This is a genomic window from Parasphingorhabdus halotolerans (assembly GCF_012516475.1).
Taxonomy (GTDB): domain Bacteria; phylum Pseudomonadota; class Alphaproteobacteria; order Sphingomonadales; family Sphingomonadaceae; genus Parasphingorhabdus; species Parasphingorhabdus halotolerans.
In genome coordinates, this window is the sequence record NZ_CP051217.1 from 653,832 (window position 1) to 665,862 (window position 12,031).

The 12,031-nt window shown below is 51.7% G+C and carries 12 protein-coding genes and 1 other RNA gene; 5 read left to right on the forward strand and 8 right to left on the reverse strand.

From position 1 onward, the window contains the following. Window positions 1-2 precede the first annotated feature (2 nt). From HF685_RS03130 to HF685_RS03155, 6 genes are all read right to left on the reverse strand, one after another. A complete protein-coding gene (locus tag HF685_RS03130) occupies window positions 3-1,730 on the reverse strand; it encodes a DNA polymerase III subunit gamma/tau (protein WP_168818263.1) in 1,728 nt (575 codons plus the stop codon). Between the two features lie 89 nt (window positions 1,731-1,819). After that, window positions 1,820-1,914: signal recognition particle sRNA small type (gene ffs, locus HF685_RS03135), an RNA gene on the reverse strand. 29 nt (window positions 1,915-1,943) lie between these two features. After that, on the reverse strand, window positions 1,944-2,876 hold the full coding sequence (gene bla / locus HF685_RS03140) for a class A beta-lactamase (protein ID WP_168818264.1): 933 nt from the start codon (window positions 2,874-2,876) through the stop codon (window positions 1,944-1,946). A 6-nt stretch (window positions 2,877-2,882) separates the two neighbouring features. Beyond that, on the reverse strand, window positions 2,883-3,224 hold the full coding sequence (locus HF685_RS03145; RefSeq protein WP_168818265.1) for a 2Fe-2S iron-sulfur cluster-binding protein: 342 nt from the start codon (window positions 3,222-3,224) through the stop codon (window positions 2,883-2,885). Then, complete coding sequence (locus tag HF685_RS03150) at window positions 3,221-4,330, reverse strand: cysteine desulfurase family protein (RefSeq protein ID WP_168818266.1); 1,110 nt, start codon at window positions 4,328-4,330, stop codon at window positions 3,221-3,223. The genes HF685_RS03145 and HF685_RS03150 overlap by 4 nt, the downstream gene beginning before the upstream one ends. Before the next feature lie 8 nt (window positions 4,331-4,338). After that, the gene (locus HF685_RS03155) at window positions 4,339-5,412 is read right to left on the reverse strand and encodes a cysteine desulfurase family protein (RefSeq protein WP_168818267.1); all 1,074 of its coding nucleotides are present in this window, start codon (window positions 5,410-5,412) and stop codon (window positions 4,339-4,341) included. A gap of 155 nt (window positions 5,413-5,567) precedes the next feature. Here HF685_RS03155 and HF685_RS03160 point away from each other — a divergent pair, with 155 nt between their 5' ends. Continuing rightward, on the forward strand, window positions 5,568-6,224 hold the full coding sequence (locus tag HF685_RS03160) for an alpha/beta hydrolase (protein ID WP_168818268.1): 657 nt from the start codon (window positions 5,568-5,570) through the stop codon (window positions 6,222-6,224). A 2-nt stretch (window positions 6,225-6,226) separates the two neighbouring features. Here the strand turns inward: HF685_RS03160 and HF685_RS03165 are convergent, their stop codons facing one another. Further along, window positions 6,227-6,430: a hypothetical protein gene (locus HF685_RS03165; protein ID WP_168818269.1), complete on the reverse strand. Its 204-nt coding sequence runs from the start codon at window positions 6,428-6,430 to the stop codon at window positions 6,227-6,229. Window positions 6,431-6,701: 271 nt separating this feature from the next. Here HF685_RS03165 and HF685_RS03170 point away from each other — a divergent pair, with 271 nt between their 5' ends. Further along, window positions 6,702-7,433 (forward strand): hypothetical protein, encoded by a 732-nt coding sequence (locus tag HF685_RS03170; protein WP_168818270.1) that lies wholly within the window; start codon window positions 6,702-6,704, stop codon window positions 7,431-7,433. 47 nt (window positions 7,434-7,480) lie between these two features. Here the strand turns inward: HF685_RS03170 and HF685_RS03175 are convergent, their stop codons facing one another. Then, the gene (locus HF685_RS03175; RefSeq protein WP_168818271.1) at window positions 7,481-9,076 is read right to left on the reverse strand and encodes a phosphoenolpyruvate carboxykinase; all 1,596 of its coding nucleotides are present in this window, start codon (window positions 9,074-9,076) and stop codon (window positions 7,481-7,483) included. A 241-nt stretch (window positions 9,077-9,317) separates the two neighbouring features. Here HF685_RS03175 and HF685_RS03180 point away from each other — a divergent pair, with 241 nt between their 5' ends. From HF685_RS03180 to HF685_RS03190, 3 genes are read left to right on the forward strand one after another with little or no spacing between them, the layout of a single operon-like run. Then, on the forward strand, window positions 9,318-10,022 hold the full coding sequence (locus tag HF685_RS03180) for a response regulator transcription factor (protein WP_168818272.1): 705 nt from the start codon (window positions 9,318-9,320) through the stop codon (window positions 10,020-10,022). Beyond that, window positions 9,994-11,595 (forward strand): ATP-binding protein, encoded by a 1,602-nt coding sequence (locus tag HF685_RS03185; protein ID WP_168821160.1) that lies wholly within the window; start codon window positions 9,994-9,996, stop codon window positions 11,593-11,595. The genes HF685_RS03180 and HF685_RS03185 overlap by 29 nt, the downstream gene beginning before the upstream one ends. Next, the gene (locus HF685_RS03190; protein WP_168818273.1) at window positions 11,592-12,029 is read left to right on the forward strand and encodes an HPr kinase/phosphorylase; all 438 of its coding nucleotides are present in this window, start codon (window positions 11,592-11,594) and stop codon (window positions 12,027-12,029) included. Before HF685_RS03185 ends, HF685_RS03190 begins: the two co-directional genes overlap by 4 nt. Window positions 12,030-12,031 lie beyond the last annotated feature (2 nt).

Genomic DNA, 12,031 nt, shown 5'->3' on the forward strand with positions numbered 1-12,031 from the left:
GACTATGAGCTCCTTGATTCTGGTAAATTATCGTCTGTCACTTCATCCAGCAATTCGGCATCCGGAAAGGCCTTCATCGCCGCTTTGACCAACGGGGTATCGAGAATGGCCTGGCGCTCGGCCTCTTTATCCAGCTGAATTTGTTCGGAAATACTTGGGTTCGCTTCGCCAACCCCTTCGGCAATCTGCCATTGCACTCCGGTTATATTCTGCAACAATCCAGCCATTGTCTTAATATCATCAGCCCGCAACGACGCTGATTTTTCGAATATAATCTTGGGAGGACTAAATTCGATCAACCGCATGTAGCTCCTAAGAAAACCTTCAAGTTTCGCATCGACACCACCGATCAACTCGACCGCCTCATCAAAAGTCTTCGGCAACCGGCTATCGGAAGCGTTCTGCGGAATATCATTAGCGACTTCCAGCGTTTTCGCAGCGACAGGCTCTGATGATTGCGCCGATTCAGGAACTGTTTTCTGTGTCGCGGGCGAGGCAGTTGATTGCGCGTCACTCAGCATCTTCGTTAGTGTGCCGGGATCAGGCATTTCTGCCGCACAAAGCACGCGCAGCAATGCCATATCGCAAGCCTCGCGTGGAAGATGTGCCTGTTGCACCTCTTCATAACCTTTGAGAAGAAGCTGCCATAGCCTGTGGAGAACTGGATAAGAAAGTTCTTCCGACCATTGTGCGAGCTGGGCTTTAGCCTCTTCGGACAACGTCGGATCATTGGCGCGACCGACTTTGTAGAGCGTCACTTGATGCGAAAGCGACAACAAGCCATTCATCAAGGAAAGCGGCTCCACCCCGATTTTATAATGCTCGCCAATGGCATCTAGCAATGCAGTCGAATCGCCAGCCAGCAAATGGCCAAATAAACGGCGCACGGCGCTGCGATCCGACAGGCCCAGCATTTCCCGGATTTGTGTGGCTTTGATCCTGCCGCCGCCGTCCATATCGGCATGAGCAATGGCCTGATCCAAAATCGACTGGCCATCGCGCGCAGATCCTTCGGCCGCTTGCGCAATCAGATTGAGAGCATCGTCGTCGGCTTCAACGCCTTCCTTTTCACATATCATGCGAAAATTTTCGGCCAGCAGCTCCGGGGTAATCCGCTTCAAATCAAAGCGTTGGCAGCGGGACAGCACCGTGATCGGCACTTTGTTCACTTCAGTCGTCGCGAATATGAATTTCACATGGCTAGGCGGTTCCTCCAGCGTTTTCAACAGTGCGTTGAACGCGTTTTTCGACAGCATGTGGACTTCGTCTATAATGTAGATCTTGTAACGCGCGGAAACCGAGGAATAGCGCACGGCTTCGATAATTTCGCGAACGTCATCAACTCCGGTATGGCTAGCGGCATCCATCTCGATGACATCAATAAAACTGCCTTCGGCAATTGATCGGCAAGGTTCGCATTTGCCGCACGGATTGATGGTCGGTCCGCCCTGCCCGTCTTCGCCAATGCAGTTGAGCGCTTTGGCGATAAGGCGCGCGGTCGTTGTTTTCCCGACCCCGCGGACGCCGGTCATCAGGAATGCATGGGCGAGCCGGTCGCGTTTAATGGCATTGCCTAGCGTCTGCACCATCGCGTCCTGCCCAATCAACTCGTCAAAGCTGGAAGGCCGGTATTTCCGCGCCAATACGCGATAAGGTTGCGCGGAACCGGGTGCCGGTTGCTCCGGCGCTTCGACGTCGCTGGCTGCAAAAATATCAGATGAATCGGACATGGAGGACCAGTTTAGGCGCAAGGCACAAAATTGTCGAAGGCTTAAAGCGCCTCATCACGCCCAAAGCCCAAAAGCTGTGTAAATTTTATCAAGTAGGAGCCGGGCGACCCGCAGAAAAATCGTTACGGCTGCTTCCTTCCGGATCTGACCGGGTTGGCGAACACTACGTCCACCCGACTCCCGCGTCGCATATGGCCAGCTTTGCGTTCAGTTTCAAGTGTCATATTTCCGTGCCGCAATCCATGCAGCAATCTTCGCGACTTCGGCGATCCTGCGCTCGACTTCCGCCGCAGGAGCAGTCGGACGATCCATAAAAATCGATAATATCCGTGGGTCATCGCCATCGTAACCAGCAAACGAAGGCCAGAATATTGCCACATCGTTGTAGGCCAGACCATCTGGCGCGGTCCCGGTCTTATTTCCCACCGGCCATCCATAAGGGATACCCAGTCGAATCCGCGCCAGCCCTGTTTGGCTGCGAGCCATCCATTCGTAAACGATAGTTTTACTGCTGCAACAGGGGTTTTTTATCATGATTTCATGAATAAGTTGCGAGAATGCTGCTGGACTTGTGGTATCCCTTACATCACCAATTCGGTTTTCGTTGAGATCAGGCTCAATCCTGTCGAGCCTCGTGATTGTATCACCTTGTGAGCGAAAATAGCGCGTCAGGGCTTCCGGCCCGCCGATTGCCTCGAGAGCCAAATTTGCTGCGGCATTATCGCTTGTTATTACTGCCGCTTCGATCAGTTCATGCAAATTTGTTTCACCGCCGTCTCGCAGCCGCTCCTCAACAAATGGCGCATAAGGCACGAGGTCATTTTCCGTAAGCGCAATCGGGGCTTTGAGATCTAGCAGACCTTTCTGGCCTGCTTCAAGCACAGCCCACGCAAGTGGCAGTTTGAATGTCGAACACATCGCAAAGCGTTCGTCGCCGCGATAAGCAAAATCAATCTCGCCATTTTTCCGCGTGAGAGCAACGCCCAATCTACCGCCCGTACTTTTTTCAAGTGCTTCAATTGCACGCCTTGCGGCGCTATCCTGATATTTGAATACAGTCGGCTTTTCTGCGGCCCTTAACGGCAATGATACCGTTGCAGCCGCAGCCAAGCCCATAGCTCTAATGAAATTCCGACGATCCAGCATAGTTTGTTACAATCCCTGCATATTTCGGCTTTCGGCCGGTATCCGCACCGTCAATCCATCCAGCGCCTCCGTGAGGGTAATCTGACACGCCAACCGGCTCGTGCGCCGCGCACCGGCTGCCAAGTCTAGCATGTCTTCTTCCATCTCGGTCGCCTCCGGTAATTTATCGAAATCCCTCGCGTCGACAATGACGTGGCAAGTGGAACAAGCCATCTGTCCTTCGCAAGTGCCTTCCAGCGGTTGATCGTGGATTTGCGCTACGGTCAGCAAGCATTCACCCTCTGTGGCTTTGGCGGTCACAGTTCGCTGGCCATCTGCACTTACAAAATTAACTGCGATCTCGCTCATAGCTGCTCCTCCGCTGCCCGATTTATCAGTGAGGCCGCCTGTTCGATTTCTTCCACTGTTGTATATCGACCAAAGCCCAAGCGGATTGATGATTTGATTTCCGCCGGTTGCAAACCGAGCGCTGCCAGAACGTGGCTGGGCCTGCCCGATCCACTGGCGCAGGCGGACCCTGCAGAAAAGGCGACCCCGCGCACATCAGACATAAGCCGCGCAACGTCCAGTCCATCACGGCGGATATTGAGATTGCCTGGATAGCGCTGATCCTGAGACCCGTTCACCGTCCAATTGGCAAATTTTTCGCGGGCGCTTTTAGCGAGATTGGCGATAGACATCGCGTCCGCATCCCAGCGGTCAGCGCAAAGCTCAGTCGCCTTCCCAAGCCCCACACACAAAGCCGGAGACAATGTTCCTGAGCGCACGCCACGCTCCTGCCCACCGCCGTGGATCAATGTTGGCACCTTCAGACCATTTTTCACCCAAAGTGCGCCAATGCCCTTTGGTCCGTAAATCTTGTGCCCGGAGAGCGCGATCATATCAATATTTGTCGGAATCGCGACACGTCCATAGCCTTGCACAGCATCGCAAAACATAAGCGCGCCGGCTTTGTGAGCGATATCGGTTATGGCTCCAACCGGCTGAATGACACCAATTTCGTTGTTGACCAGCATGGCAGCAACGAGCGCAGTTTTTTGGTCGATTGTGGCTTCCATCTGTTCCATCGAAACAAGGCCATCACTGCCGACCGGATGCAGTATCACCTCAAAACCCTGCGCCTGATAGGACAGCGCCGTGTCTCTCACAGCTGCATGTTCACTCACCAAAACGACAATCTTATTGCGACCCTCCGACAGAAAAGCCTTCACCGCGCCAAAACCGAGATTGATCGCCTCCGTTGCGCTACCGGTAAATATCATTTCTCCATCATTGGGCAGTAGCGCACAAACCTGCTGTCGTGCTACTTCGACTGCAGCAGCAGACTTTCTCCCAAGAATATGCGGACTATGGGGATTACCGAAGTTATCGCGGAGCCACGGCACCATTGCCTCAAATACCTCTGGTGCCAGTGGCGTTGTTGCCTGATTATCGAGGTAAATCGGTTCTGTCATCGCTTAAGTTAAGCGCGCCGCGCTTCGGCAAAGATCGACTTCCACTGGTCGATAAACGCATAAACGTGCGTGCGCGTGGTATCGCGTCCTATGCTGACACGGATCACTTCTTTGGCTATAGCTCCGTCAATCCCCATCGCCTCCAGAACATGGCTGGGTTTCAGCGTACCAGAGGAACAGGCGCTGCCTGCCGACACCGAAAAACCGGCCATATCGAATTTTATCAACTGCGTATTCGCGGCAACGCCCGGCATATGATAGCTGGCGATCGTCGCAATGCGCGGCGCGTTGTCAGCGATCACGGTGCCGCCTTCCTTCTTGATCGCATCATCCAGATGCTGGCGCAGTTCCGTCGCCCGGCCTGCCCAATTGGACGGCGCTTCCAGCGCGGCCACCATTCCCATGATATAGGGCAGATTTTGGGTACCTGAACGATAGCCTTGTTCCTGACCGCCGCGTGCATCGAGCAATTTCAAATCCTTGATCAACAAAGCCCCAACGCCAGGAGGGCCACCAAATTTATGCGCCGCGACGACAATCATATCCACATCAGGTAGCGGCATTTTACCAGCAGATTGCGAGCAGTCTGCTAGCAAATAGGCGCTGCGGTCTTTGGTAACTTTGGCGAGCGATGCCAGATCCTGCATCACACCTGTTTCGTTGTTCACTGATTGGATAGCCACCAGCGCAGGCCCTTCGACGCCCTTCAGAACATGATTGAGGTTCATCGGCACGACCATCCCGTTAAGATCGACAGGAAGCGGCTTTGCGGATTTGCCGAACCGCAGAACCACATCATGCTCAACAGTAGAAATAAGCTGAACGGGAGGCCTTGAGTGCTGCAGTGCGATTGCAATGGCCTCGCTGGCTCCGCTCGTGAAAATCACATCACCGTCCCAACCCAGTGCGGCTTTAAAACGGCTCCGGGCATTTTCCAGCATTGATTGCGCTGCGCGGCCATCGGCATGTGGAGATGACGGATTAGCCCAATGTTCAAAACCCTCGCGGCAAGCTTGTTTTGCAGCGTCCAGCATGGGTGTAGTAGCGGCATAATCGAGATAAATACGTTTCTGATCTTGCATGTTGCTAGCGAAAACTTTCGATGACTGCCCAGATGGTGCGGGATTGAGTTGCGATATTATCAACTCTCCTTATATAGGCGCTTCAATCAGCGCAAAAGCAATTCGCACTTTTGCAGTCTTTCGATCAGAAAACACGTTACAGAATTGAAAAACCTATGCCAGATGTAATTTTTACCGGTCCTGAAGGTCGCCTGGAAGGCCGGTTTAGCCCTCCACCACGCGACCGCGCTCCTGTCGCCATGATCCTTCACCCACATCCGCAAGCAGGCGGCACGATGAATGACCGGATCACGCAAGCGATGTATAAAACTTTTGTGAAACGCGGCTTCGCCACATTGCGGTTCAATTTTCGCGGTGTCGGTCGCTCGCAAGGCACTTTTGACAATGGCATCGGGGAATTGTCGGATGCCGCTGCTGCTCTGGATTGGGTGCAGAGCTTCCATCCTGAAGCACAGACCACCTGGATTGCCGGCTATAGCTTTGGTGCATGGATCGGTATGCAGCTATTGATGCGACGTCCCGAAGTGCGCGGCTTCATCTCGGTATCCCCGCCGGCCAATATGTATGATTTCAACTTCCTAGCGCCCTGCCCTTCATCGGGCATCATTATTCAAGGTGTGAATGACGAGGTAGTAACCCCGAGCGCAGTGCAAAAGTTGGTCGACAAACTCCGCACACAAAAGCATATCACCATTCACCATGATGAAATTCCGCGGGCCAATCATTTTTACGAAAATGAAATGGAGCTTCTGATGGGCTCGGTGGATAATTATCTGAACATGAGACTCGCGCCGGATTCACCGATAAAATAGCGCTATTCCGTGGCTTTAGTATCGGGCGTTTTATCCCCCTCTGGTAGCGGAATAGACCAGATCGCAACATTGCCGAACATGACGAGCGACGCTGCTAACATAAGCAAGCCTTGTTGCTTGTTATTGCCTTTGCGCAAAATGTAGATGCCACCAGCCAGCAGGGCGGCACCGGCCAGCATCAGGATAGATAAAACCAGATCAGACATTTTATACTTTACACTGCTCCTTTCCCTTATCGCATCACGGCTTACGCGATCTTCGTCGGTGTAAAAACACTATTTATCAAATGCATTATTTGCACTCAGCTTATTCAGCCGTCATGATTCGGGCTTGGTCGCTTCCGTTTCATTGGTTATGTCCATTTTAGACCAAACTGAAGATTGATCGAATAACTGCAATTGTATAGAACATATCAGGTTCATAACATAAATTTATTGTGAACATCTAACTGAGCGACACGCGCAAAGGCAACCGTTGATGCAATATGACCAACCCCTTCTCGTTGTTGCAAAGCTTTCTACTCATTTTCGAATCTCCAGTCTTGTAAAGCAACTGAAGAGTGAAGGTCAGGCCACTTATGCTCCGCAAGCAAACAATGCGTCTGAGCAATGTGAAGTCATTCTGGATGGCATGTCCTTTTTATTGTCGAGGTACGCGCCAGCAGAACTGAACAAGGGTTTCGAAATTGATACGCTCGCCAATAGCTTTTGCAAAAAACCGGTATCCGATTCGTCTGCCATTGGCATTGCTCTTGGGGAAAACATCAAGAGTGGCAAGCATGTTGCTACTATAAATCGTGCGCTTTTGAAGCTTGCCATATTGACGGGCGATATTGTGAATGCCACCCATGTTTCATGGTTGCCTGCCCGGCATAATATTGACTTCGGATTTTTTGTGGAAGCAGCAAATGACTATATCGCAGGCGGTCCAGTTCCAGCGCTGATCCAGGTTGCGGTCAACAAGTCCAGCGATGGCGCACTTCACACCACAGGCCTTGATTATTTTTGCGGTCAGGAAGTGGTTTTTCAAGCACCGCCTGATTTTCCGGAAAACGAATCCATCAAAAGGTTGGTTCGGATAGCCCATGATTTGGCTACAAATGGCCCTATAGACAACGCTATCGAAACGAGCGGGCTCGACGTTGACGAAACAATTAGATTTCAACCCAGCGGGGATAGCAAACATCTATCTGTGGAAATTATTGTCTAGATCGGAGAACTGCGCCGACATTCTCTGCCGGCGCATTAATATTCCCGCTATGCTGCAGTTGGCGCAGCCTCACGAACGTTTTGATCGACATGCTCGGCAAACTGCTCAAAATTATCGATGAATAATTTCACCAGTTTCTGTGCGGTTTCATCATAAGCTGCCGGGTCCGACCATGTTGAACGCGGATCCAGTATGGCGCTGTCTACACCTGGCACCGCAACCGGCACTTCAAAACCAAAATTGTCGTCTGTACGGAATGCGCCGTCGTTCAGGCTGCCATCAAGCGCTGCGTTGAGCAGAGCGCGCGTGGCTTTGATCGGCATGCGATTGCCTTCGCCATATTTACCACCTGTCCAACCAGTATTAACTAGCCAGCAACGCACACCACCCTTGGCGATACGCTCTTTCAGCAGATTCCCGTAAACTGAAGGGTGGCGTGGCATGAATGGCGCGCCAAAACATGTTGAGAAGGTCGCTTCCGGTTCCGTAACGCCAATTTCCGTACCGGCGACCTTCGCGGTATAACCAGAAAGGAAGTGATACATCGCTTGCTCGGGCGTGAGCCGCGATATCGGAGGCAAAACACCAAAAGCATCGGCCGTCAACATAATGATGTTCTTGGGAACCGGCCCCATATTCTTTTCAGATGTGTTGGGGATAAAGTCGATCGGATAAGCGCCGCGGGTATTTTCTGCCTTGCTGTTGTCATCAAGATCAAGTTCCCGGGTATCCGGGTCCATCACGACATTTTCCAGAACCGTACCGAAACGACGGGTTGTCGCATAAATTTCTGGCTCTGCTTCTTCCGAAAGACGGATCATTTTTGCGTAGCAACCGCCTTCGAAGTTAAACACCGCAGTATCAGACCACCCATGTTCATCATCACCAATCAACGTGCGGCTGGCATCGGCAGAAAGGGTTGTTTTTCCGGTGCCGGAAAGACCGAAGAATACCGCTGTATCACCTTCAGGGCCGATGTTGGCTGAACAATGCATCGGCATAACCGAATCGAGTGGCAGAAGATAATTGAGCAATCCAAATACGGATTTCTTCATCTCACCTGCATAAGCCGTACCGCCAATGAGAATGAGCTTTTCACTCAAGTTCACCACGACAACTGTTCCGCTACGCGTGCCATGGCGCTCAGGGTCGGCCTGGAAGCTTGGCAGATCAATAATCGTATATTCAGGCACAAATGAACCGAGTTCTTCTGCCGCCGGGCGCACCAGCATCGTCCGGATAAAAAGGTTATGCCACGCTTTTTCATTGATAACCCGCACGTTCACACGGTGCTCAGGTTGCGAACCGCCAAAAAGATCTTGCACAAACAATGTTTCTTTTTCGGCAAGAGCAGCAAGAAAATCGGCTTTCAACGCAGCAAAATGCTCGGGCGTCATGCCTTTGTTGGTCTTGCCCCACCAGACACTATCCTCTGTTTCAGAATCGCGGACGATGAACTTGTCATTTGCGGAACGGCCGGTATGCGCGCCTGTCTCGACCACCAGAGGACCATCCTTGGCGAGATGTCCCTCACCGCGCGATACAGCGGCTTCAACCAAAGCCTCCGTTCCCAAATTCCAGTGCTGCTCGGCACTTGTCGTAAAACCCTGATCGTTCAATGAAACGGCTGACTTCTGTGGCAAAACTAATCCCTAATGCTTGAAAATGGTGATCTGCGGTGCAGTGTTATAGAATTGTGATGGCGCTTATCGCACCATATCGAGTCGGTCAAATATCTTGGGACCCACTATACATGATTTGGACCAATATTGCTGCAAATCCGGCTCTTTTTCAAAAATATCATCAGATTATTCCGTTCTTGTAAGCCCGCGACGCAAGGGTTAGATCATATTTCCAAAAGTCGCAGAGGTTGAACGGAAATTTATGGCAGCGAATATCGCCCTGGTCGATGACGATCGAAATATCCTGACGTCCGTATCAATCGCGATGCAGGCAGAAGGTTTTGTGACTCGGGTATATTCCGATAGTGAGGCAGCACTGCAGGCGATTTTGGACAACCCGCCTGACTTGGGAATTTTCGATATAAAAATGCCCAAAATGGACGGTCTGGAGTTGCTTCGCCGGGTTCGGGAAAAAAGCAACGTGCCGGTTATATTCCTTACATCCAAGGACGAGGAACTAGATGAGGCCCTAGGTCTTGCGATGGGCGCTGATGATTACATAAAAAAGCCTTTCTCACAGCGACTTCTAATTGCCCGAGTCAAATCAATTTTGCGCCGCGCTGAACTCATGAAGTCTTCCGATAACGGAGACATGGAAGAAATTTCGGAACCTCTGGTTAGAGGCAAGCTTGAAATGGATCCGCCGCGCCATCTGGTGAAGTGGGATGGCCAGAATGTGACGCTTACGGTCACAGAGTTTATGATACTGGAAACGCTGGCCACTCGTCCCGGCGTTGTCAAAAGCCGCAATCTGCTGATGGACGCAGCGTATCAGGACGACGTCTATGTCGATGATCGTACGATCGATAGTCACATAAAACGCCTGCGCCGGAAGTTCCGCGAAGTTGATCCGGAATTTGACGCCATTGATACGCTCTATGGAGCCGGTTATCGCTACACCGAATAACAGTCGTCCACCAGAATTGGGCACGGACCTAACTCTGCGCTGGTCGGCACGTTTGTCTTTGACAAGCCGGATACTGGCGGTGAACATACTGACCATTGCCCTGCTCGCTGGCAGCCTGTTCTATCTGGATAACTATCGCAGCAGACTGACGGAAGAAAGATTAGAACAGGCAGAAGTGCAAACCGAGTTGATCGGCGACGCCCTGGTTCATTCATCGCCGGATTATCACTCTGTGCTTATCGAACGATTTGCGAACAGGCTGAGCGCGCGGATACGGATATATAGCCCGAACGGTGAAAAACTGAGTGACAGTTTCGAACTGTCAGATCCAACATACGAACTTATCGATCCTGAAACCCAGCCCTGGAGGAAGGATGCCGCGCGCGCTCTCGATAAGGCCATTGAATATGTTGTTTTAAGCAAGCCTATTTCGGACTATCAGGAACCGGAAAATGACCAAACCGGATCTTGGCAAGAACTCAAAACTGCTGCAAGTACTGGCAAAACTGCGAGCAGCGTCAAATATGCCCCCGATCGCACCCCTATGTTAATTGCCGGAACTGTTCAGGCGGGTACCAACAACCAGATACTCTTGACGTTGAACCCGCGCGACATAACACGCATTGTTCGTGCAGAGCGCGGCAGTGTCATAATAGTAATGCTATTGGCAGCGCTAGTTTCTATCCTCCTTTCCTTGTTCCTAGCCCGCACCATCGTTCGCCCCATCCGGCGACTGGCACGCGCAGCTGTTCGCGTGAGATTGGGACGGGAACCGGAAATTTCGATACCCAGAATGCCGGACCGGAAAGACGAAATCGGTCAATTGGCTCGCGCATTGGCCGATATGAGCGGCGCATTGCGTCACCGGATTGATGCGACCGAGGCATTTGCCGCCGATGTCAGCCACGAAATCAAAAACCCGCTGGCTTCCCTTCGATCAGCGCTGGAAGGTTTGCAAACCGTCAAGCAGCCAGAATTGCAAAACCAGCTACTTGAAGTCGCCAGCGATGACGTGCGCCGGATCGACCGGCTGATCAATGATATTTCCGAAGCATCCCGGGTCGATGCAGAATTAGCCCGAACCAGGTTCGAGCCTGTCGATATAGGTCAAATGCTTGACCAGCTGCTGGCAGCTAGAGAACAGCGGGACACCAATGCGGGCGTCAAAATTGCATTTGCCAGACCAGCGAGAGGTGTCGCTATGGTCATGGGTGATGATGGCAGATTAGAGCGGGTTTTTAGCAACATCCTCGATAACGCAGTCTCATTTTCACCCGACGATGGACTAATCGAAATACTAGCGACACCAGATGACGATGAGGTTGTCATTCATATTTGCGACCAGGGACCCGGAGTAGCATCCGAACACCGCGAAAACATTTTCAACCGGTTTCATTCGGATCGCCCTGCGGGAGAAGTCTTTGGCAGGCATAGCGGCCTGGGCCTGGCTATCGCAAAAACGATTATAGAAGGTCATGAAGGCACGATATGCGTCAAAGACAAACCTAATGGGGACCCCGGAGCCCTGTTTGAAATCAAACTGCCCTCAGCGTCAACATCGCCAATTTTATGACACAAATTGAAAGCCAGAAAGTCCATGCGACGAGCGTTGCCATCCATGGTCATGGGATCATGATCAGGGGTAAATCGGGGTCTGGCAAATCTGATCTTGCTTTGAGGCTAATTGATCGCGGGGCCGTTCTGATCAGCGACGACTATTGTGTTCTCACTCCTGGCGAAGATAAAATAAATATATCCCCGCCTCCGACGATCGCTGGCAAAATTGAAGTGGCATCAATCGGAATCATCAAACTTGATTATGTGTCTGACGTCCCGTTGCGAATAATTGTTCAACTAAAAAAATCGGCAGAGCGATTCCCTATGGATAGCCCGACCTCAGATTTGCTGGGCTATACCTTGCCAACCATAGTCATTAATCCGATGGAACCCAGCGCACCGATCAAAGTAGAGATGGCAATTCGCTACCTTCCGCGTCTAAAAGGATGACT

Bases quoted from the DNA above. Each gene is read 5' to 3' on its own strand.
- HF685_RS03130 (WP_168818263.1), bottom strand. From the start codon at position 1,730: ATGTCCGATTCATCTGATATTTTTGCAGCCAGCGACGTCGAAGCGCCG.
- bla (WP_168818264.1), bottom strand. From the start codon at position 2,876: ATGCTGGATCGTCGGAATTTCATTAGAGCTATGGGCTTGGCTGCGGCT.
- HF685_RS03145 (WP_168818265.1), bottom strand. From the start codon at position 3,224: ATGAGCGAGATCGCAGTTAATTTTGTAAGTGCAGATGGCCAGCGAACT.
- HF685_RS03150 (WP_168818266.1), bottom strand. From the start codon at position 4,330: ATGACAGAACCGATTTACCTCGATAATCAGGCAACAACGCCACTGGCA.
- HF685_RS03155 (WP_168818267.1), bottom strand. From the start codon at position 5,412: ATGCAAGATCAGAAACGTATTTATCTCGATTATGCCGCTACTACACCC.
- HF685_RS03160 (WP_168818268.1), top strand. From the start codon at position 5,568: ATGCCAGATGTAATTTTTACCGGTCCTGAAGGTCGCCTGGAAGGCCGG.
- HF685_RS03165 (WP_168818269.1), bottom strand. From the start codon at position 6,430: ATGTCTGATCTGGTTTTATCTATCCTGATGCTGGCCGGTGCCGCCCTG.
- HF685_RS03170 (WP_168818270.1), top strand. From the start codon at position 6,702: ATGCAATATGACCAACCCCTTCTCGTTGTTGCAAAGCTTTCTACTCAT.
- HF685_RS03180 (WP_168818272.1), top strand. From the start codon at position 9,318: ATGGCAGCGAATATCGCCCTGGTCGATGACGATCGAAATATCCTGACG.
- HF685_RS03185 (WP_168821160.1), top strand. From the start codon at position 9,994: ATGGAGCCGGTTATCGCTACACCGAATAACAGTCGTCCACCAGAATTG.
- HF685_RS03190 (WP_168818273.1), top strand. From the start codon at position 11,592: ATGACACAAATTGAAAGCCAGAAAGTCCATGCGACGAGCGTTGCCATC.